The following is a 22,285-nucleotide window of genomic DNA, read 5'->3' on the forward strand; positions in this document are numbered from 1 at the left end:
AGGCCAGCCAGGGCCCGTCTGGCCTCGTCTGTGAGCGGGAACATGGAGCCGAGGGGTGGCCCGAGAATGTCTCTCTCGAGCGCCGTGCGTGGCATGGTTCATCGCTGGGCCCTCAGGCACCAGTTGTGCAGGCTCCTATCCCATGAAACGGGTGGATTCGTCGAGAACGATGCTGGCGTTCTCCAAGTCTGCCAGCCGAGCCGCAAGCGTGGCCATGGCAAGCCGCTCAGGTAGCGCTTCAGAGAACTTCAGCCCCTGCAACGCCTTTTCGTCGACGTCGGGCAGGCAGAGCCGTTCAGCCGCATCAGTTACTCCCCATTGCCAGATCTCGCGAGTGAGGTCAGGACGAAGCCGGATCCATTCGTCCTGAAACCGCTGCTTCTCATCGGCAACGCCCGCCAAGGTAGCTGCCAGCACCGCGTTGGCCCGGTAGCCCGCCCAGGTCCACCAACGCACGTCCTCGCCATTGCGGCTGATGACGAGCCCGCCCGGATGCACGCTCCCGACATCGTCCTCTCGCGCTTCCGCAAGCCCTCTGACCGCCCGGTCGGTCAACGCGACCCCAGGGCTTTCCCCCAGCAGGACCGATCGGCATGCACGACTCAACTCGAAGCTCGCGCCGCCGACGGCCGCGCTGAACCATCGGGCCTTGCCAGGAAGATCGGACGGCTCGACGAAGCAGCGACGGCGCTTCCAGTCGATCCAGGTGACACGCCAATTGCGGCCGGCCAGCAGCAGGACACGGGGCCCGTCGACCTTCTCGGTCAGCAGCATGGGGTCAGTCCGGCCGATCTCGCGCCGTCCTGACAGCACGGTGAACTGAGGCGGTGCCGTGAAGACGGCGGTCATGTCCATGAAGTGGCGGCGGCCGAAACGCTCCTCCGCGGCCGGACCGATGAAGTAGTACTCGCCGTCCCTCTCCACGAAGCCGTGGTCGAGCAGATGCCGAATGATCGGCGAGGCGCTCCTGTCGAACGGCGGCAGGCCGCTCCATTCCTCGCTCCACACGCCACGCCCGACCTTGTGTTCTTGGAGGCACAGCGCCAGGAACTGCTGGGCGACGATGTGGCGTGGTTCGGGCGGGGGTTGCACCGGCTCGACGAAGCCTCGCTTCCAGAGCAGCAGCAGCGCCGCTGCCTCCACCAGGGCCGAGTGATCAAGGGCCAGGAAGAGGCAGTTCCGGGTTGTGCCGGGACGGCGGCCTGTGCGACCGAGCCGTTGGAGGAAGGACGCGACCGTGCCAGGTGCGTTGATCTGGATGACGCGGTCGAGGTCGCCGACGTCGATGCCCAGTTCGAGGGTGCTGGTCGCGACGATGACGCAGTCGCGTGCTTCCGCGAAAGCGTGTTCGGCACGGCGGCGTTCCTCCAGTGACAAGGAGGCATGCGACAGGAAGGTGGTCACATCACGGGCTCGAAGCGCCGCTCCGAGCTCCTCCACCAACGCCCGTGAGTCACAGAAGACCAGGCGTTTCTCTCCTCGATGCAGCGCCGCGATCACTTTGGCGGCGTTGCCGACCGATCCCACGTAGTCCAGCTCGACGTCACCTGCGGGCGGGCCGCCCGCGTGGACGCCAGGGGCGATGACCTCGGCCGGACGACTGCCCCGTCCAGAACCCTGAATCCAGTGCAGGAGTTCGGCGGGGTTTCCGACCGTGGCCGACAGCCCGATCCGCTGTATCGGACGTCCGGTGACGCGGGTGAGGCGTTCCAAGACCGCCAGCAGGTGCCAGCCGCGGTCGTCCCCTGCGAACGCGTGCACCTCGTCCACCACAACGGCGCGGAGGTCGGCGAAGAACCTCCGGTGGTCGGTCTTGACACTGACCAGCATTGCCTCCAGAGATTCGGGTGTGGTCAGCAGGATGTCTGGTGGGTCCCTGAGGATGCGCTGCCGGGCTGAGGCCGACACGTCTCCGTGCCACAGTGCGACCTTGCGTCCGAGCCATGCGGCGTAGCTCTCCAATCGAGGCAGAAGATTGTTGAGCAGCGCCTTCAGCGGACACACGTACAGCACGGACAGTCCGGTCCAGTGCTGTTGATCCATCGCCGACAGGATGGGGAAGGCCGCCGCCTCGGTCTTCCCCCCTGCGGTGGGGGCGAGCAGAATCGCGTCGGATCCGGCCAGCAGCGGACCGATCGCCTCTTCCTGGAGTGGACGAAGTTCCCGCCACCCGAGCGAGTTGACGATGTGATGAACCAGGACCGGTGACAGTCGCTCGAAGCTCTGCGCTGTCACGGCAGATCCAGGTCGACGTCCCCTGCGCTCGCGGCGACGACGTTGCGCTCGAGCTCGTTCAGTTCACCGGACGAGACCGTGAGCGCGTAGTCGCGGCGTGGATCGAAGTCGTCGAACTCATCGATTCGGTCGAGGACGTCAGCCACCAGTTTGCGGAGGAAGACACGTGGTGCGACGCCGACCCGGCCGCCGAGCCCGCCGGTCACCGCAGTGGCAAGTTCGGCGATATAGGCGTCGTCTGCGCTGGCCAGGATGGGTTCGGGGTTGCGGGCACCTGCCGCATACAGGTCACGGACGCGGCGGCCGAGCTCTCCGAGGCCTGGCAGGTCGAACCCGGTGAGGCGGAGCTGAACGGCACGCGGGGAGTCGAAGCGCGGATCGGTGGTGAAGTCGGTGGCGAGCCGCTGGGCAAGCGGTTGCAGCCGTTGGATGCCCTGCTGCCCGTCGAAGAACGCGGGCGTCCCGGTGATCATCAAGAAGAGGCCGGGGAAGCGGCCACCGTCGATCTCGTCCAGGAGCTGCCGGAGGGCGTTCAGTCCCTTCTCCCGGACATCGCCGCGCACCCGTTGCAGGGTCTCGATCTCGTCCAGCACCACCAGGAGTCCCGGGTGGCCGCTGTCGCGCAACAGGGTCAGCAGGCCCTGGAGGAACCCGAGGGCGGCGAAGTGGTCGAGGTCGCCCCGGACTCCGGCGGCACGGCGTGCGGACGCGGCGACGGACTTCTGCCCTCCGATCCAGGCGACGAGCGCCTCGGCGGTGGCGTTGTCCCCGGCCGCCGCCGCACGCCGGTAACCGCGCAGGGCGGCGGCGAACGCCGGAGTCGTGCGGGCGACGTCGGCAAGCCGCTGCTCCAGCAGGGCGTCCACGGCCCGGAGCAGGCCCTCGGTATCGTCCTCGGCGACCTCCCCGGCATCGAGGATCTCTTCTTCGAGGGTGTAGAACCACAGGTCGATGACCGGGCGCAGCGCGCTCGCGGTGTGCGTGGCCGTCACGAGCCGCTCGGTCAGCCGGCGGTACACGGTCTCCAGCCGGTGAAGGGGCGTCTCGGTCTCGGAGATCTGGATCTCGGCCACGGCCAGGCCCGCGCGTTTGGCGCGCTCTCCCAGCCACCGGGCGAAGAAGGTCTTGCCCGAACCGTATTCGCCGCGAATGGCGTGGAAGGCTGCGCCTCCCTTGGCCACCGTGGCCAGCTCGTCGTCCAGCGCGCCGGTGAACCGGCCGAGTCCGACAGCGAGCAGGTCCAACCCGGCCTGCGGCACGGTACCGCGCCGCAAGGCGTCGATGACCTCGCGACGCCGTGCGGCGCTGACCGTCTCGCCACCGCTCACTGTGAACTCCCCACGCCGAACTGTTCGCGCAGCGTTGCGACGTTCAGCTGGACGGTTCGGCCGGAGTCGATGAGGTCGAGCACCGGGTACCCCTCGACGTTCAGCAGCCGTTGCAGTGCGGTGACGAACAACTCCGGGCTGCGTGGCGCACGGCCACCCGCCGCGGCCGCCGCCGCGGCGACGGCGGCGACCGACAGCCGTTCTCCTGCCGTGGCCAACGCATCGACCACAGCGGCGACCTGGTTGGCAGGAGGAGGCTTGCGCAGGTAGCGGCGCTGCTCGGAGTAGACCGCCGACGCGGTCACGACAGCTCCAAGGGTCGCCGGGACGGGCTCGGCAGGTGGAGCGGACGGCGCGGCCTCGCCCACCGAGAACAGCGCCTCGCCCTCCGGCTCCTCCATCCTCTTGCGGGCCCGTGTTGTCTTGAGCACCTGCGAGCTCGATGGAACCTGCACAGGCACCGGCTTCTCGGAAGCCTCCCTGCCCGTCCACCATGCGGGCTCGGTCTCCTCAGGCGGCAGCAGTTCCCAACCCTTGGGCCGGTCGGCGGCGTCCGGCAACAGGACGAGGACGGGCACGGCCATCTCCGCAAGCGACGCCCCACCGTGGTAGCCCGCCTTGCGCGGCGTGTACCGGATCTCCTCACGCCACGGCACCACGACTCGACCACCGTTCTCCAGCACCCGCGGCCCGGCAAGCTCGACCTCACCCTCACCGGGCGTCCCCGTGCGCCACCGCGCCGCGCCGATCTCCGTCGACGTCACACGCGGCGTACCGGGCGCGGACTCCTCGCGTTCGAGCACGTGTCCGTGGTCGGCGACCAGCACGACGGGACGCCCGAAGTCGAGTGCCGCGTTGAGCAGGTCCGGAAGGTAGCTGATGTCCTTGAGACGCCAGCCGGCACGGTCGCCTTCCTTTCCGTGGTCGAGGGCGTCGTCGATGGTGTTGAGAACCACGGCGACCACATGGTCCTCCGCCAGGGCGACGGCAAGGTCGTCGGACAGGCGCTGTCCGGCAGGGCCGGGAACCTGCGCCTTGTGGAAGACGAGCCCGCTCCGCCGGTGCCGCTTCCAGAACCGCTCGAACCCCGCCACCTCGACGGCCTGCCCGCCCTCGGCCGGTTCACCCGAAAGCAGCGAGGCCCGGCTGATCCTGGTCACGGAAGGAATCATCGCGACGGCCGCGGAACGGCGACCGGAGCGTGAGGTCACCTCGGCCCACCTCCCGCCGCGCGCCAGTTCCTCTCCCAGCTGGACGGCGACCGGGCCGCTCATGCCGTCCAGCACGATCACCAGCGGAGCCCCACCAGAAGCGGCGACCGGCACCACGACCTCCGCGAGCACCGACTCGACCAGCAGTGCACCGCCCGGTGCCTCGACGGCAGCGCCCGGTGCCCAGGAGGCCAGCCGGTCGGCGAACCTCTGATCCAGTTCAGTTCGGCGGGTGCGTGCCCGCTCGTACAGGCGGCGATAGGCGCGTCCCACCGTGCTGTCCAGGTCGGACGAACCCGACCACAGCACGGTGAGCGCCCGGTCCAGCCACGCCCCGTCGGCCAGGTAGTCGGCGACGCCATCCGCGACGGAGCGGGCATCAGGCACATCGGATCGGTCCAGCCAGCGGCGCACCCGCAGCGCCATCCTGGCTACCTCGACGCTGTCCGGTCGCAGGCCGCTGAGGCGGTGCTCGACCACCCTCGCCAAGGTCTCCTGGGCCGACTCCACGCGACCGCTCAGCACGGCGGCGAAGTCCTGAATCCTGCTGCGCAGTCCGGACGGCAGGAAGGCGTTGTCGACGGGCGTGGCACCGCCGGGTGCGAGTCCCGCACTCGCGGCGAGCCGGTCGGCCCGTCCCAGGACGGCCTCCACCCGGTCGCGGGCTTCGCCGGTGCGATCGGGGCTGGACTCGGCCTCGGCGATCCAGCGGGCGAGGATGCCCTGGACAGCGACCGTGAACATCCTCAGTTCCTCGATGCCCGCGGTGACGTCGGCGAACAGCCGTCCGATCGCCAGCGTGGCAGCGGGCGGCGACGCCGGATCGTCCAGGGGCCCTGCGATGATGCCGAGTGCCATGGCATCCTCGCCCCGGCCGGCGCCCGCGAGGCCGAGCAGCACCGCGACGGCGGGTCCGGAGGTGCGTTGAAGCCATGCGGCGATGCCGTGACGCTCGTCCGGGCCGAGTGCCGCGAAGCGGTCGGTGGCCCCTGGCTGACGCGACCAGGCCAGCAGTGTGTCGATGTCGAGCTCACCCGAAGAGCCGGAGCGGCCGGTGGTGATCTCAAGGCGGGTCTCGACGAGGGCGTGCAGTGCCGCGTCATGGGTGAGCAGCGCGCCGCCGCTTCGCCGCCAGGCCGCAGCGGCGGGGTGGGTGCGCCAGCCGCCCGACGGTTCGGCGTCCAGCAGGGCGTCCACCAGCCATTCCTCGGCCCGGATGCGTGGGTCCAGCCGGGCCGCGCCGAACCGCTGCTTGACGATCTCGGCCCGGTCCACGTTGAGCGGGCGGCGTGCCAGCGCGTGCCCGCGCAGGTCCGCGCCCAGTTCCCGGGCGTCCACCCCGGTAGTGATCACGAGGAGGGGGGCAGAGTCCGCCGGTGTGCCGCAGTGCCGTTCCCAGGCGTCGATGATGCCCAGCACGGACGGCTGGTCGCTGACCCGGACGCGCTGCTGCCGGTCCCCGATGGTGATCGTGAACTCCGAGGCGGTGCCGGGCTGGTAGCGGCCGTGGACAAGGACCAGGCGCGGTCCTGCCGGACCGGCCTCGTTTCCGCGCGCGGGCAGTTCGAGGCTCAGCAGCGCCTCCAGGACGCGCCTGTCCACCAGTGGCGGAGTGCTCACCGGCCCGTCCCCTCGTCCACGACGCGCCACTCGATCTCGATCGATGCTCCCGGGTTGGCCTCGGCGAACTCCCTGATCTCCGCCTGGAGGGCGACGACCGCCTCGGGCAGAGCGGAGTCGACGCGGGCGGCGGGGACGCGGCGGCTCCCCCTGGCCCGGGGAACGGGGGGACGCGGAACGACCGGTGCGACGGGATCGCTGGGGACCTTCGGCTCTCCACCGCCTGCCAGATCGACGTCACCAGGGCCGCTGGGCCGGTCCGGGTTCGGCGCCGGAGCAGGCGGAGTGTCGATCTGAGCCGCCTCGGTGACCAGCGCCGACGCGGTGTCACTGGCAGCGATCAGCACGGGCGCGAGGCGCGTGGTGAACTCGTCGTGGATCGCGGCCTCGGCAAGGTCGGCCAGCAGGGTGCGGGCGCGGGAGCCGATGCCGTCGGAACGGCGCGCCAAGGTGGGGACGGCCCCGAGAAGCTGCCACTGAGCGCTGGTCAGTGCTTCGAGCTGGTTTGGGGCGGAGGTGACCGCCGCACCGAGCACCTCGTCGGAAACCTCGTAGGTCGCCGCAGCGAGTTCCTTCAGCAACGGCGTGTCCCCGTCGCTGCTGCGGGGTGTCAGCCGGGCGAGGAGGTCGGCGGCGTAGCGTGCGGAACGCCGTCGGTCGCCGTTCTCGTCGGTGAGGCCCAGCAGGTCCGCGCGGTCCTTAAGCGCCCGCTCCACACCGGTGACGGCGTTCTCCAGATCCGCCGACCGCTGCCGCACCTTGCGAGCGAGCTCGGTGACGTTCCGGGTGGTCAGCGTGTCGGCGACGGTGACGCCAAAGATCCGCTGCGCGCGGCGGCGCGCCTGCTCGAACTCGGTGGCGGACGGTTTGGGCTGGTCCCGCAGCGCCCAGCCGGGTCCGATCTTGCCGAGTTCCGGCGTCGGTTCCGGGCTGCCGTTGAGCACCCAGACGCGGTCGGACAGCAGCGCGTATCCCGTGATGATGAGGTCGGCCACGGGCCGGTCGAGCCCGGTCCAGCCGTACTCCTCGATCCAGCGGCGGATCTCCTCTACCGGATAGTCGCCGGTCTTGCGGTGAAGGGACGCCTTCTGCTCGATCCGTCGCTGCCATTCGGGTGAGAGAACGAGCGGACCGTCGTGGACCTCGCCGAGTTCCAGCGGGTGCACGATGCGCTTGAGGGTCGTGAGGTGCTTGCGGTCGTCGACCACGGCCCGTCCTGTGCCATCAGCCTGGGCTTCGGCCAACCATCGCGCGGCGAGCCGCAGTTCGGCGAGCGTGACCGGCTTGCCGCTCTTCAGCAGGTCGAGGTCGGGATGCTTGGGGTAGATGTCGTCGAACAGCCGACGCGCGAGGTCGGTCATGTTGTAGTCGAACCCGGCGGCGGCGTGGAGCTGCCGGGGCTCGAAGCCAGGGCGCAGCGACAGGATGTGCTTGTTGTCGGGAACCTCGCCCGCCCGGTTGGTCTCGTCGCCCTGGGCGATGCCGTAGAGCTGCTGCAACACGGTGGTGAGCTGCGAGGTGAGGTTCTCGGCCTGCGCCTTGAGCTGGTCGCGCAGCCGGGCCCGCTGGTCGGACGCCAGGTGCCCGGCGTAGTCGTCCAGCCGGTCCCGCTCCAGCAGGTACTGGATCTTCAGCAGGCGGCCGAGCTGCTTGGACTTGGTCACCGACAGGTGGTCGGGCAGCCAGACCAGGGTGTCGGCGGCCAGGCCGTCGCGGCGCAGTTCGTCCACCCGCCCCATGTCGTCGGACGGGTAGTAGTCGGCGACGTCGAAGGGGTAGTCGAAGACGAACCGGATGTTGCCCGCCACGGACGGCTCGAACGCGAAGGAGTGCATCTCGGAGTCGTCGCGGACGTTGCCGAAGACGAACTCGGCGGTCCGCCGGGTGCCCTTCCAGATCACCTCGCGCTCGTCATGCTGGCCGCCGGACTCCTGGACTCCCAGCTCCTTCCAGAGCCGCAGCTTGACCCAGCGTCTCCGTGCGCCGACGTTGTCGACCTCGCCGACCCGGTCGAGCAGCGGTTCGACGTCCAGGTCCGACAGGTGCAGGGTGAAGACCGGGTCGTTGTCCCCGTCGGCGCGGATCTCCCCGAAGCCGGCGCCGATCATCTCCTGAAGCCGGGCGATCACGACGCTTGAGGGCGAGCTGACCCGCGACCGGATCGTGCCGTGGTTCAGAGCTGCCAGCCGCGCGCCGGTGAGCCGCTGCAACGCGGGCACGTCCGGCGCGAGCGCCGCCAGGATCAGGGTCTTGACGAGGCGGTCGTCGGTGCGGAGCCGCTCGTCCTCCGCCCCGTACTTCTCCAGCAAGTAGTTCCGAACGCGGGTGTGGAAGCGCTTGGCGTGCTCGACCTCGGTACGCAGCAGGTCGGAGAAGGGTTCACCGACGCCGTCCATGAGGACGTCCCACAGGTCACCGAGCGGGATGAGCTGGCCGACCTTCATGTCGTCGCGCCGCCGCGACAGCAGCTCCAGGATCAGTTTGAGGCCGGAACGCTCACGCTGAAGCGCGCCCGACAGGGCGACCAAGGTGTTCAGCAGCGCCGGAGACAGGGGGTAGACGTCCCGGAACTCCTGCCAGGTGGCGTGGGTCGCGCCGCCGGAGTCGAGCAGAATGTCCTTGACCAGGGAATTGCTGGACTCGATCCCGGCGAACGCCTCGTCGAGCTTCCCCTTCATGTCGGGACGGGGCCTGAGTATCCGCTCCTTGACGATCGCCGGAAGGTTGCGGTCCTCCAGGCTGATCACCTTGAGCCGCCCGGCCAGATAGTTGACCTTGTTCTCCAGCTCCTTGACGTCAGAGCCCATGACGTCCTCGCCGACGAGCTGCGTCAGGTCCCGCTGCTGGGAGATGAACGACACGATCGGAACCGGACGGCGGCCGGTCCCGGACTCGACCAGCTTGACGAGCTTGTCGAGCTCACTCTTCACCTTGGCCTGGTCGGACATGTACGCCTGGAGCCACAGGATCAGCTCGTCCAGGAACAGGATGATGCCGTCGTAGCCGTGGCGCTGCGCGTGGGCGCTCATGGCGGCCAGGCCGTCTTCGAGCGGCAGGAAGGAGTCGGCATCGCCCTGAGTGCCGGTGACGTAGTGGCCGAACGGGCCATCGAGCAGCGCGGTCTCCAACGCACTGCGCGACTCGTCGCCGTAGGGCGCCGTGAACGCCTGATCGAGCAGCTCCGTGGTCCAGCCGCCGTCCGACTTGCGGTCGAGGTTCGGCAGATCGCCCTCGTCCTCGCCGTCCAAGGCGATGCCGAGCAGGCCGGCGAACTGCTCGTCGCCAAGCCGCTCGCGCATGTTGCGGGCGTCCGCGAGCATCGCGTCGCTGCGGTAGACCGGCGGAGCGGACAGCCCGAGCCGCCGGGCCTCCCGCGCGTATCCACCGAGGATGGCCGAGCCCAGGTCGGTCGCACCGATCAGGTGGAAGGGAATCATGAGGAACCGACGGTCCCTCATCCACTCCTTCTCGTGGTCGTCGATGAGCGTCCGCAGCCGCTCCTTGCGCTTGGCCGCAGGGTCGCCCGACAGGACGGCGTGCAGAACGGTGAGGAAGTGGCTCTTGCCGGAACCGAAGGAGCCACGCAGGTAGGCGGCCTCGGACTCGTTCCTGGTGACAGCGCCCTTCACCATGCCAAGCGCGGTGGCGAAGGCCCGTTCGAGCTGGTCGGTGACGACGTACTCGTCCACCCGGCGCGCGACATCGTCGAACCCACCGGACAGCTCGACCTTGAAATCACCGGCGTGCACCATCTCGGGGATGACCAGCACGTCCCGCAGGTACACCACGTCCGCCGCCCCGCTCATGCCGACATCACCGCGCAGTCCGCCACCGTTGTCCCCATTCTTCGGCGTTTTCTGGGCACCAAAGATAGTGCTCGAGGTGGCAGCTTGACCTGATGTTTACAGGAGGGTGATCAACCTGGATCGATCGTGCTCACGAGGGCTCAGCCACCCGGCCTCACCGTCATCACCCGCCTGGGCTCCCCTGCCCCTGGTGAGGGTCATCGTCACCTCCTAGCCCATGGCGTGGAGGTATTCGGCCAGCAGGTCGATCTGGATATTGCCGTCGCCGTCGAGGACCTGGTTCACAACCGACCGACGGATGCCCAGCCGCTCGGCAAGCTCGGCTGCGTCATGCCGGAGGACTTGAGTCCCTGGTGCAGAAGGTTGAGCACGCCGCGCCGCAGCCGCGCAGCCGCCAGTCCCCGCATCCCGTCCGGTGTCCGAGCGAGAAGCTCGTACAGGATCTCCGCCATTTCTGTTCCTCCTCCGGATCACCAGGCCCTGCGAACCCGAGCCTTCGGTGCCCTACCTTCAAGCGCTCACCTGGTAGGGCAGGGCCGCGGCGGACGGGGGTCCCGCGCGGCCCTGCCGGTCTGCGAAGGCTCAGGCGGTGTCGACCTGGGCGATGATGGCCTCGATCGCCTCCTGTGCGTTGGGGAGCGGCATCTGAACGGGCTCGCCGTCCACACCCCGCCAGGCGTAATGCGTACTGGTGATCTCCACGCACAACTCCTCGACGGTCACCAGCACCGAGGTGTCGAACTCGCTGATGTGCGCCGCGAAAAGACCCCGCAGGCACAGCTCGATCAGCAGCCCGCATCCGGCCTGCAACGGTGTGACCGCCTCACGCGACTCCGGCCACGCGTCCGGAAGAGCCAGTGAGAACCACACCGCCTTGCCGCTGACAGGACACGGCCGCAGACGCGACCGGCTGCGGTGCGTGCCCATGTCCTCGGCGAGTGCGGCCACGATCGCCAGGCCCTTCCCCGACTCGGCGAGGAGGTCCCGGCACACCGGCGTGACCAAGTCACGAGGATCGGCGTCGAACACCGACACGACCAGCGCGGGGCGCGGAGTGGTCCGCACCCATACCCAGAGCTCGGCGGCATCCTCGTTGGCGTGCAACAAGGCATTGGTGCTGAGCTCCGACACCCCGAGCGTCCCGTCGTCGATCAGGTCGACCGGAAGCCCCATCTCGTGCATCACGATCGAGAGCGCCGACCGCGCCACCGACGCGCACGTCCGGTCCGGCGGCAACGGGAACACTCGAGCCTCCCCCGCCATCAGGACGGGTGTGTCGCTGCTCAGCACGACCCACCCCGCAGCTCCCGCTCGCCACGCGGAGCCTCCTGTGCGCAGCACTCGTACGGGCACGCGGAAGGTTCAGCAGACCGACGGCGCAGCACACGCCGCACCAGCCCACCCCGGCTGTCCCCTCCGGTGTGCACACCCGACGCAGACGGCGGCATCGCCACGCTCTCCGCAGGCACCGGAGCGAACCGCATCGGCCTCGGCTCGGATGCGACGTCCACGTCCGACCAATGCAAGACGGACGGCATGGCCGCCTGCCTGCACCCGGACTGCGTGGCCAGCAACCGCACCAGCTCGTCGGCATTCCGGGCCTCGATCAGCCTTCCGTCCTGCGAGAGGAACCAGAAGCTCCCAGTCTGCTCTCCGTACCAGCAGACCATCTGCGGGCACCAAACCCGCAACACAGCCAGCACCTCCGCCGGCCTCCGTCCGACACCCAGCGCAGTGCGCTGAGGCACGAACTGCACCTGAACGGGTGGCCTCTCAGAGCTGGCCACCGCCGCTCCCGCCGCAGCCGGTTTCGTGGGATCGTAGATCACAGTCGGACCTCCGTTGTCCGATCAGGTCCCGGCCGGTGCGCTACCACCGCGTCCGGGACCGTCCCTTTTCTGAACCTCCCCAGGAAAACGATCTTCCGCTGGGGCTTCTCTGCTCCCCAGAGTGAACCCGCAAGCTAGAATCTGCAATGCAGAAATTCAAATCAGTCCAAAACGCGTTTGGATGTCCGGTTGCAGGTGATCGAACTATCGTCGTCCCGACACAGCCCCATCCTGGAGAGGCTCCATGAATGATCAAAGGCGCAGCCCAACCGTGCGCCGACGTCGCCTTGGGATTGAATTGCGCAAATTGCGCGAATCCAACGAGATGACCGCGCAGGACGTAACAAGATCGCTGGAGTGGTCCCCAGGCAAGGTCACCCGCCTCGAGAAGGCGCAGGCGGTCAAGCCGATGGTCGTGGACACCCGGTTGCTGCTCGATCTCTACCGCGTCACCAGCGACGACCCCAGGTACGACGAGCTCGTCACCCTGACACGCCAGGCACGGCAACGCGGCTGGTGGAACTCCTACAAGGACGTCCTCGACGACTCGTACGTCGAGTTCGAGGCCGGGGCTGCGAGAATCCAAGGATTCCAGCTCTCGGTGATCCCTGGACTTCTCCAAACTCCCGAGTATGCGACCAGCTTGATTCGCGGCAACCTCACCCGCGACCCGACTGAGGTCGAGCGCCTCGTACAGCTCCGGATGCGTCGTCAGGAGTTGCTCAGCGACCCGCATCCGCCGTACTTCTGGACGGTCATCGACGCCAGCGCCGTCATGCGCCCCTTCGGCAACGTCGAGGATCAGCGTGCACAGCTACAGCGCCTTATCGACACCGACCATATGGAGCACGTCAACATCCAGATCCTGCCGCTGGATGTCGGGCCTCATCCAGGCTTGGCGGGATCGTTCGTCGTCCTGGACTTCCCTGACGAAGACCCGAGTCTTGTGTACCTGGAGACGCAACAAACCAGCATCTACCTCGAAGAACGCGAGGAGCTCCAGCGCTACGGCATGATCTTTCAGCATCTCAGCGCCATGGCCTTGAGCCCGGACGCCAGCGTCGCATACTTGAAGGATCTTGCTGGCCAGCTCGGCTGACGACGGAGGAACCATGCCCGAGAACCTTGCAGTGACACCAGAAACCGCTTGGCGGAAGTCCAGCCACAGCCAGGGCAGCAGTGGCGACTGCGTTGAAATAGCCGAGCTCCCCAATAGCGAAATCGCGCTGCGCGATTCCAAACTCGTCCCAGGCCCCGTGCTCACACTCACCCGTGCCGCCTTCGCCGCCCTGGTCACCACCGCTCTCCTCACCACCCCCAACCCGTAGCACCGACGAATCCTTCGAGCCCGAGCCATCTGTCCGATCACACGGAGACCCGAGCAGCTTCGTCCTGATCGGGCTACTCGCGACCGGTTCAGGCAGTCTTGCCGGAGCCGATGGACCGTTCGTGCTGCTGGCCTTCGATGAACCTGACCCCATGTGGGGTACTCCGGGGGCATGACCGGTTGCATTTACGTCGGAAGCCGAGAGCAGGTCACCCGCTGCAGGGTGACGTTTGAGCGTCTGTTCGAGGCCGCGCTTTCTTCGGAATCGGTCGCAAAACCTACGCCAAGGAGTGACGGGTACCCATGCCTACCGCCCCTTACGTTGCCCCTGTCTGGCGGAAGTCAAGTCGGTCCACCAGCAGCAACGACTGCGTGGAGGTGGCCGAGCTCCGACACGAAGTGATCGCCGTGCGCGACTCAAAGCTCGTCCCCGGCCCTGTGCTCATCCTCTCGCGCGTTGCCTTCGCTAACATCGTCACCGCTGTCCGACTCACAGTCCCGTCACCTGAAGCAGACCAAGCACTCGAACCTCAGCCGACTCCCCGTGCGTCGCGGAGCCCCGAGCCACCCGTCCGCTGGATGAACGGGTATTGAGGCAGGCGAACAAATCCACCAGCAACATGTAATGAAGTATCGCCTTCGAAGGCATCAACCTCACTCGGTCTTCTTGCGTCCGCCCCGCTTCGTCTCGACAGGCCGCCAGTCTCGAAGGTCTCGTTCGGAGATTTGGTGCTTGGCTCGCTGCTCATCAAGGAAGGCTTGGAACTCCTCGGCCGGAACACCCTCCCACTCACTGTCGTACTCGCCGTGCCACTGGTGAACCCACGGCATCAGTTCAAGAAGGCCTGCCAGCAGCGGCGTGATCTTTTCAACCTCCCAGGCTGCCTGCTCGGTCCGGTCATTCACGATGTTGACGAGCGCCTGCGCCTGATCCTTGTGGTCCCATCCTGCCCAGCCGAGCAGCAGCGTCCGATCCCCTCCCGGTGATGCCCCGGGGTACGAAATGAACCGCTCCTTGGGCACGTCAAGGTTGCCACGCTGCGACCAATACGAGCTTTTCTTGAAGTCCTTGGACGCATACCTTGATGGAAGGGCAATGTCGAGCCGCTGACCTGTTCGATCCTCCTCGCGCTGGTCCTCCCATACCTGTTCCCACTCTGACCGCTTGCGCAGCCCCGTTTCGGTGTAGCGAAGCGCGGCAAGGTACGGAACGTTCTGATCTACGATGAGCTCAGTCAGCACTACCTCAAGCGGAACGTCGGCTTTGCCCAAGTGATCGCTCGCGTACAGGGCCGCGACGCTCTGCATGTCAATGTCGCCACTGAACTGATCAGCAAGTTGCGCAATTGTCAGCGTGCGTGGCTGCCGGAAGCCATCGCGTATCGAATGCCAGCCACCCTCCCGCTCACAGCGGTCGAGAATCCACTTTCGCAGCGCAGCTGACTCTTTTCTCTCCCAAGTTTCGTCAGACCAGCGCCGCTTATGATCAGGCCGCTCCAACAATCCGATATCTTTAGGTCGTTTCCGAATCAGGTCGATCCGGGCCTGCACAACCCGCCGGTACTCCTCCGGCCAATGCGAAGGAATCTGCGTTATAGGCGTAGATCCATGCCGCCGAAACCATTCGTCGCTGGTCTCACCGGACTCAATCTGTCGAGCGAGCACGATCTCGAATGCGCGTTGCCCCAACTCGATAGGAGGAACGTGCTGCTCTGTGGGCATGGTAACTGCGTTCAGCGTCATGCCGCGGAGCACCCCATAGAGCCCGTAGACTTTCCAGTCGAGCTCCTCCTGAAGAGAAATTGCAGCTTCCCGCCGAACGTCAGACTCGCGCCGGAGTCTGGCAAGCTCCTCGCGCCACGGAATTATGGGGAAATTTTCGCGCCAAACGGACAAATTCAACCGGGCAAGTTTGTCGATTTTACCAGCCAATTCCCTCACATCCCCCGGTGGCATTGGGAGTTTTTTTAGGTTAGTGCCGGTAAACTCATAAAACCTCTCCCACTCATGGGCCTTATAACCTTCATTGACCCCCTGTCCACCCTTGTCATGGCTCACATACTTAAGCCAGAAGCAGGCAACCGAAGAGTTCAGGATTCCGAGCAGCCCAAGGTGATCGTCTTCCGTGGCCGAGGGGACCAACTTGATTCCCGGTGCACTTCTGTTGAAAACCTTACCGTCTCGATCGAGGGAAAAGTGAGGATGGCTCGCCACAAAAGCCATACCTATCCCCAATTTCACCACAAATCGCTCTGGGTGCCACCGACTCCATTCGAACCATGTAAGTCCTATCTCTTCATGGGAACCAGCTGGCTCGCGCCGAGCTCGAAGGAGTGTCCTGTTGGGCCATAGAATTCGGGCTAGCTCCACATCACCAAGTGACGGGGAGAGCTTAGAATCATATGGAAATAGCGCAGTCTCACGGTCACGGACAGTCCAGTCGCGAATCACATCGCCCGTCACCATGGCGACAATTGACTCCTTCTTCACTCTATGCCGTTCCCAAACACCTCGAGCGGCAAAGTAGCTTTCGTCTGACCCTGTATGAGTGACTCGCCCAATAACTTTCACGAGATCGCCCAGCTCGGCCGCCTGATTCTTTTCGAGCAGCTTAACTAGGTCGTCTGCGCCCCCACCGTTGAGACTCCACGGGAATCGACGCAGGATGTTTCGCGGCCAATCTACGACCTCAATCCAGGGAGATTCGAACCCGGGATTTTCGATCTGAGTAACGATGGACCTCCAAACACGCCCTTCTTCAGGACTTCCCATCTCTTCCGTGTCACCATTCACTGCGAGGGCGACACGAACTGTTTCCCCCTCATAGCCAAGCATATTACGACCCACGAGAATTACGGTGGGAGTGCCATGGCTGGGAATTCGCACCCCTGATGTGTCAATAACGTAGCTCATTGACACGCTGGCCAGGAACTGCTCGACCAGCTTCTTGCCAAATTCGCGCTTCATGAAAGCATTTGAGGTCAGCTGGCCAACAAATCCTGCGTTACGATTGCTTCCGCCAGCCGTAATGGCGAGATCAAAAGAACGCTCCATGAATGGAACAGCCAGCGTCCACAGCCCTGCACAAGTTCGATATGCCTTCTTGTAATTCTCTTTTTCCTGGCGATCTTTAACCGTAATATAAGGCGGATTTGCCACCACTGCATGGTATGCATTCAATCCAAGCAGATCGCATCTATCGACATACAAATCGACATCTTCGAATCGATATCTGAACTCTTCATCGCCACCAAAGAGTACGTCAGTTGGCTTACCTGCCCCCCTGCCATGGAGTAGCGAGTCGCCCACTGCGATATTGATCGGGAATTGCGGAACACTTTTTAGTTGAGCCTCACCTGCAGCTTTCAGAACTGCGACCAACAGGCGAAAGCGAGCTATACCTGCCGCAAAAGGATTCTTGTCACATCCGTGAATCGATTGCAATGTGCGACGGATTCGCTCCCATTTATCGAGATTAGGGGCGTGCGCATCCCATTTTCGGAGCAGGCGATTAAAAATTCCCAGCAAGAAGTGTCCGGAACCGCATGCAGGGTCGATCGTGCGCAGGCCCCGAATATCCTCGCTTGGGTCTCCAGTCCAACCGTTCGGGCGATATTTCCAAACCGGCTCAAGGCCGAATTCCTTAACGGCAGGCTCAAGAACTAGGTCAAGAATGAACTCCTCGACAAACTCGGGGGTTTGTCTAAGTGCATATTTTTCCTGGGCATGCTTCGACAAGTGCTCATACAGGTCGCCGAGGAAGCGAGTCTCCAGATCCGGGTCGGTGAAGTCATGAACGGCCGCGCCGTCGGAACCAACGCGTCGCCAGAACTTCAGCAGGTCGCTTGCCGCTTCATAGGACGGCTCCAGCTCCCAAAGAGGGTTGTGGTCACGGTCGAACAGGCCCGCGACCGTCTCGTTCGTCCCGGCGAGGTGGTCGAAGGCGGCGGTGAGCCAGTCGCGGTCGTTCTTCTCTGGGTGTTCGCGGAAGAACCTCTGGTGACGTTCGTCCGCAACGACGAGGCGTTCGCCAGGGCCAGCGATCCATGCGTCCGCGATCAGGCCGTTGTCCTCGCAGAACCGGACGAAGACCGTGGCCAGGACCCATGCCACTGCGGCCTGCGTGACGCGGTCGTCGCGCCACGCGCCGTAGGTCGCCGCAGTACGCTTCGCTGCTCGGGCCCGCTCGTACTCCGCTTCCAATGCCTCGCGATATTTCGGTTCCGACTCGGTCCGTTCGCGCAGGTCGTCTTCCAGGGCTGTGACCTGCTTTCGCAGGTCCTTCAGCAGGGCGGCCTGGTTCACGGTCACTCGAGTGTCCTCTCCGAAAACGGCTTACGAAGGGTCAAGCACGAAACGAGGGATTACGCTGCGCGGGGGCCGTGGAGGCGCTCCACGGACTCGCGGTCGAGCACCACCCACTCGGCGTCGCCGCCGATGGCCTCGACGGTTCGGCCGTCCAGGTTCGGCAGAGCGCGGGGGGACTCCGACGGGCAGAGCAGCCACAGCCCGTGCGGGGCATCGCCGGGGCGGCGGGCCGCTTTTTGCAGATCTGCCAGCATCTGGCGTCCGCCTACGTCGAAGTAGCGGGCCAGCAGGCCCGCGTTGTGGAGGAGCAGCACGCCGGTTTCCCGGTTCAGCAGGGTGTCCCGGGTGCTGTCCATGACTCGGGTGACGAAAGAGCGGAGGCCTCCAGGGACCTTCCCCTGCTCAGTCATGCGCTCGTCTGCCCGAAGTACCTGGGACCAGTCCACGCCTTGCTCGTCCGCAAGCTTGCGGAACTCGGTCAGGAAGACCTCGGCGACGTCCACCAGGACGACCGGGTATCGGGTGGCGAGGGCTTCGGCGAGGCCGGGGAGGCGCTTGTAGTGCACCGTCAGTGCCAGGAATCCCCCTTGGCGGTGCGCCGAGTCCAGCTTGGCGGCGACGGCGTCTTGGTGCACCTGTTCCGGTGTCGCCACCCCGCGGCCGAGCGGCTTGCTCGTCGCGGTGATCGACGATGTGAGTGCCGGAGCCGGGGCCGGGGGCAGGAACCTCTTCTGCTCACGGCTGTAGACGAGCGGGAAACCGGCGTCCTTGAGAGCTGCCTCCATCGTGATGTACGTGGGCGATGGGGCATAGGCATTGAGGCCGGGGAATGCAGCCTGGACCTTGGACATCAACCTGTCCAGGGTGATGCCGTCCGGGTGGCGGACGCCCGCTCCGGCTTGCGCCAGCCGCAGTGCCTTGGCCAGTGGAAGGTCACGCCGGTAGAGCTGCATCCCCGGCGACATCAGCACGCCTGGAGCGACGGCCGCGGCGAGGGCGATCAGGCGGGCGTCGGCGAGTGCGCCCATGCCTTCCGGGGGCGCGACGGCCCGCAGCGCTCGCAGAACCTCCGCACGGCCTGGCAGTGGCTCGGCCTCTGCCAGAGAGGCAGCTTCGCCACCCAGCTTGTCGGCGTAGTCGGCGAGTTCGCTGGGGGTGGGATCGTCGGTCCCGGGCAGGGATTCGAGCGCGACGAGCACCTTGCCTCGCCGGCGCAGGCGGGCCAGCCTCGGCTCGTCCTCCTCCGACTGGCCGACTCCGACGTACATCTCGGCCTCGACAGCGGCACGGACGACGGCCAGGGCCATGGCGGCGACGGTCTCGGGGGTGAGGCCCGATGCGGCTCCGTGGCGGACGCGCAGGGCGGCAGAAAGCTCGCCCGCGGTCGCCACGCCGCCCAGGGCGTCGAGCCGTTCGACGATCTCCGCGCGGACGGGATCGAGCCAGCTCGCCGCGGCCCAGTCGGCGGTCGCCGCCTTGTGGTGTCGCGACACGGTCGCCTGGGTGAGGCCGTGCCTCTTGGCGACCTCGCCCTGGGTGGGCCAGCCGAGATCTGGAAGGGTGCCGTCCGGTGCGGGCAGGCCGAGCAGCAGCCGCAGAACCTCGTTCCTGCTCGAGTTCTTCCGCGTGCTGGACGGGACGAGGAGCGCGGCAAGCTCGTCGACGCGCAGACGGTCCCGGTCTTCCGCCGAAGAGGAAGGCGTCGCCGGGCCGGTGGACGAGCTTCCGGCTACCGTCTTGTCCCCGGCATCGCCGGTGGGTTCGGGCGTGCCGTACTTGGCGGTCCACTGCCTGTGGCGGAGGTTGAGCTCCTTGCGGGCGATCGCGCCCGCGCCGCGGGCCCTCGAGATGAGATATGGGGGCACCCGCAGGAGCTGTCCGACGGTGGCAGCTCCGAACCCCCGGGCCACCGACACCCCGCGCGGCGACAGGCCCGCGGCCTCCAGCGGTGTTTCCAGGGTCGCGGCCTCGGCGGCGGCGTCGCGGGCGGCCTGCAGGGCGTCGCGGTCCAGGATGGGGTCGGCGTTCTCCCCACTGGCCGTGATGGGCGTCCCGGTCGGTGCGCCCACCGGAGCAGTCTGGTCCGCCTGTTGGAAGATGGCCCGCCAGGCCGACGTCATCTGGGCGAGCGATTCGAACCGCTGCGCGACGTCGCGGTGGAGTGCCTTCCGGAAGTAGGCGGTGAGGCCCTCGCGCAGGGCGGGTTCGAACACGTCCTCGGCGATGCGCGGCAGGTCGTCGTCCGCGGTGCGTGGGTCGGTCTTGCCGTCGCCCCAGACGGGCCGCTCGCTGGAGGCCATCTCGTGGAGGGTCACCGCAGCGGCGTACCACTCGGCGTGGTCGTCGAAGAACGGGCGGCTGAGCTCACCGACGAAGGGGTCGACGTAGCCGCGGGTGCCCGCGGTGATGTCGCTGTCGGACACACCAGCGTGGGAGAAGTCCAGCAGCTTCAGTGCCCAGGTGCGGTCGGCGCGCAGGAGGACACCGAAGTTCTCCGGCTTGAGGTCCCGGTGCCGCAGGCCCTCGGCCGCGAGCTGGTCCAGTGCCCGGAACAGGTCCTCGGAGAAGCGTTCGAGCTGGTGGTAGGTGAGTCTGCCCTCTTCGGTGAGGACACGGGCGAGCGTGCGGTCTCCGGCGAACTCCAGGTCGAGGACGGTGCGCCCGGCGACCTGCCGGGGGCCGTCGTACAGCTTGACGACCGCTCCGCCGCCGACTTTGGCGAGTGCCTCAGCCTCGATCTGGAGCCGGTCGGCCCGCGACTCGTCCAGGGCGACCTTCAGGACGCGCCGCTGCACGACCTCCTCGCCGTCCCCGTCCTCAACCGAACGAGTGACGAGGATCGCACGGGCGGTGCCGCCGGTGCCGAGCTGGCGTTCCATCCGCCAGGGCCCTTCGGCGTCCCCGTCCACGGCCTGGCCGGGCTGGGCGAGGAGCGGGTCCACCACCTCCCAGTCCTGGCCACCAGGCTCACCGGTGGGGACGGCATTGTCCTCCTCGGCCTCGTCCAGCAGGTCCAGGAACTCGTCGGCCGACGCCAGGCGGAGCGCGGGCTCACCGGCGGTGGCGCGGTAGACGAGCTGGTCGAGGTCGTCGGTCAAGCCGTCGGCGACCGCATAAGGGTGCAGGCCGCCTGCACCACGGCTCGACACCCGGTCGATGAGGGCCGGCCGGTCCGGCGCCGGCTGCTCGCCGGTGAGGATCAGGTAGGCGACCGCTCCCATGCCGAACACGTCCAGCTCGACAGGATCGGCGTAGGAGTACTCGAACTCAGGGGCGAGGTACACCTGAGCGGTGTCCTGGAGATGGGCGTCGGTCTGCGGCGAGTTTCCGATCGTGGTCGAGGTGTCGAAGTCACGGGCGGCGGCCTGCCAGTCGATGATCCGCAGAACGGGCCGGGAGCCGTCGTCCGCGGACGACACGTACACCGACCGGGCCGCGAGCGCCCGGTGGTACAGCGACCGGTGGTGCGCGTACCGGACGGCCTCGGCGAGCTGGCGGACCAGGTCGAGCCGCGTCTCCGGCGTGAGTTCGGACGCGTACTGGTCGAGGTAGGTCTCCAGCGGCTGGTCCGCCGGGTCGTGCCGGAAGAGGATGGCCGGAGCACCGCGGTGGTCCCGGATCAGCTGGGCCTGGGCGATGCCGCGGTGGTTGATGCCCTGGAGCACCTCGTACTCGCGGCGCGCAGCACGCTCGACCGAGACGTAGGTGTCCTGGGTGGCCTGCTTGCCGACCAGGTAGACGCGCACGCGTCCGGCCTCGTGGACGAGTCCGGTCCGCGCGGCGAGGCGGTCCTCCCAGGTCGGCCCGGAGTCCAGGACGTCGGAGTCGAGCTTCCAGCCGTCGCCGAAGTCCAGGTGCGCCAGGGAGTGGGTGATGCCGATGGCCTCCATCAGCCTCGGCAGGTGCTGGGACAGGAGCGGGCCGACGCGCCGCGCCTCGCTCTGCGGCGGCCGTCCCAGCAGGTCGGCCCAGATCTTCGAGAGCCCGTGGGAGACGTCGTCGCGACCGTAGACGTTGCGGTCCTGGACCTCGTCGAGTTGGCTGACCAGTCCGGTGTCGGAGAGGAAAACCGCCGGCTCGATCCGGGGAATCCTGAGGCTCGAACCAGGAAGTACCTGGTGGACGGCCCATTGGAGCTGGTTCTTCAGCTCCTTGCTCTTCTGGTCGGTGAGGTGCAGCGGGTTGCGGATGCTCTTCGGACGAGCCGTGCCGTAGCGGAACGTCCACCAGCCGCCATTGTTGGAGACTTCTCCGCGATGCCCCTTCAACTCGACGAGATACAGGCCGCCAGGGGTGGCGATGAAAAGGTCACACTCGTTCACTCGGCCCGAGCGAGCGGTGAAGGAGAACGTCGCCCACGCACGGTAGGGCTCCGTCCGGGGCATCAGGTTCCTGATGAAGTCGAGGCCCTCCTGCTCCCAGGGGTACTCGGACGGCAGCTCCTGGAACCAGCGGCGCTGGGGCCTCGGAGGCCGTGGCACCGGCCCGCTCACGTCCGCCACCGACAATCCTCCCCCGTGGAATTTTGCGTAGATCTTAACCAGTCGGTCCCGTCAGCGCACCGTAGTTCGGGCGAACGATTACCACCCGGACCACGGCCTGGATAGCCTGAATTGCTCCG

11 protein-coding genes are annotated in these 22,285 nt (G+C 66.8%); 3 read left to right on the top strand and 8 right to left on the bottom strand.

Annotated features, from left to right (window positions below; all coding sequences use genetic code 11):
* Positions 1-135: 135 nt before the first annotated feature.
* The 6 genes from P696_RS0125390 to P696_RS52970 form a co-directional block, all read right to left on the bottom strand.
* On the bottom strand, positions 136-2,235 hold the full coding sequence (locus P696_RS0125390; protein ID WP_026414527.1) for a DEAD/DEAH box helicase: 2,100 nt from the start codon (positions 2,233-2,235) through the stop codon (positions 136-138).
* A complete protein-coding gene (gene brxD / locus P696_RS0125395; RefSeq protein WP_026414528.1) occupies positions 2,232-3,563 on the bottom strand; it encodes a BREX system ATP-binding protein BrxD in 1,332 nt (443 codons plus the stop codon). Before brxD ends, P696_RS0125390 begins: the two co-directional genes overlap by 4 nt.
* On the bottom strand, positions 3,560-6,394 hold the full coding sequence (gene pglZ / locus P696_RS0125400; RefSeq protein ID WP_026414529.1) for a BREX-2 system phosphatase PglZ: 2,835 nt from the start codon (positions 6,392-6,394) through the stop codon (positions 3,560-3,562). Before pglZ ends, brxD begins: the two co-directional genes overlap by 4 nt.
* A complete protein-coding gene (locus P696_RS0125405) occupies positions 6,391-10,200 on the bottom strand; it encodes a BREX-2 system ATPase PglY family protein (RefSeq protein ID WP_026414530.1) in 3,810 nt (1,269 codons plus the stop codon). The genes pglZ and P696_RS0125405 overlap by 4 nt, the downstream gene beginning before the upstream one ends.
* A 281-nt stretch (positions 10,201-10,481) precedes the next feature.
* Positions 10,482-10,652, bottom strand: coding sequence for a hypothetical protein (locus tag P696_RS56220; protein ID WP_157429910.1), 171 nt, complete (start codon positions 10,650-10,652; stop codon positions 10,482-10,484).
* Between the two features lie 130 nt (positions 10,653-10,782).
* Positions 10,783-11,445 carry an ATP-binding protein gene (locus P696_RS52970; RefSeq protein WP_170026582.1) on the bottom strand — a complete coding sequence of 221 codons (663 nt, stop codon included), beginning with the start codon at positions 11,443-11,445 and terminating at the stop codon, positions 10,783-10,785.
* Positions 11,446-12,273: 828 nt separating this feature from the next.
* On the opposite strand from P696_RS52970, the gene P696_RS0125425 reads away from it, so the two are divergent.
* The 3 genes from P696_RS0125425 (at position 12,274) to P696_RS54870 (ending at position 13,950) form a co-directional block, all read left to right on the top strand.
* Complete coding sequence (locus P696_RS0125425; RefSeq protein WP_026414532.1) at positions 12,274-13,128, top strand: helix-turn-helix domain-containing protein; 855 nt, start codon at positions 12,274-12,276, stop codon at positions 13,126-13,128.
* A gap of 13 nt (positions 13,129-13,141) precedes the next feature.
* Positions 13,142-13,357 carry a DUF397 domain-containing protein gene (locus tag P696_RS54865; protein WP_084338129.1) on the top strand — a complete coding sequence of 72 codons (216 nt, stop codon included), beginning with the start codon at positions 13,142-13,144 and terminating at the stop codon, positions 13,355-13,357.
* A 302-nt stretch (positions 13,358-13,659) separates the two neighbouring features.
* Positions 13,660-13,950 (top strand): DUF397 domain-containing protein, encoded by a 291-nt coding sequence (locus P696_RS54870; RefSeq protein WP_084338131.1) that lies wholly within the window; start codon positions 13,660-13,662, stop codon positions 13,948-13,950.
* A 60-nt stretch (positions 13,951-14,010) separates the two neighbouring features.
* Here P696_RS54870 and pglX read toward each other — a convergent pair whose 3' ends face one another.
* Complete coding sequence (gene pglX / locus P696_RS48045; protein ID WP_034486835.1) at positions 14,011-17,667, bottom strand: BREX-2 system adenine-specific DNA-methyltransferase PglX; 3,657 nt, start codon at positions 17,665-17,667, stop codon at positions 14,011-14,013.
* Positions 17,668-17,720: 53 nt separating this feature from the next.
* Positions 17,721-22,166 carry a BREX system serine/threonine kinase PglW gene (pglW, locus tag P696_RS0125440; RefSeq protein ID WP_026414534.1) on the bottom strand — a complete coding sequence of 1,482 codons (4,446 nt, stop codon included), beginning with the start codon at positions 22,164-22,166 and terminating at the stop codon, positions 17,721-17,723.
* Positions 22,167-22,285: the final 119 nt, after the last annotated feature.

Origin of the sequence: Actinomadura oligospora ATCC 43269 (genome assembly GCF_000518265.1) — a bacterium.
Lineage (GTDB): Bacteria > Actinomycetota > Actinomycetes > Streptosporangiales > Streptosporangiaceae > Spirillospora > Spirillospora oligospora.

Coding starts and splice junctions, on each gene's coding strand:
- P696_RS0125405 (WP_026414530.1), bottom strand. CDS start 10,200: ATGAGCGGGGCGGCGGACGTGGTGTACCTGCGGGACGTGCTGGTCATC.
- P696_RS56220 (WP_157429910.1), bottom strand. CDS start 10,652: ATGGCGGAGATCCTGTACGAGCTTCTCGCTCGGACACCGGACGGGATG.
- P696_RS0125425 (WP_026414532.1), top strand. CDS start 12,274: ATGAATGATCAAAGGCGCAGCCCAACCGTGCGCCGACGTCGCCTTGGG.
- P696_RS54865 (WP_084338129.1), top strand. CDS start 13,142: ATGCCCGAGAACCTTGCAGTGACACCAGAAACCGCTTGGCGGAAGTCC.
- P696_RS54870 (WP_084338131.1), top strand. CDS start 13,660: ATGCCTACCGCCCCTTACGTTGCCCCTGTCTGGCGGAAGTCAAGTCGG.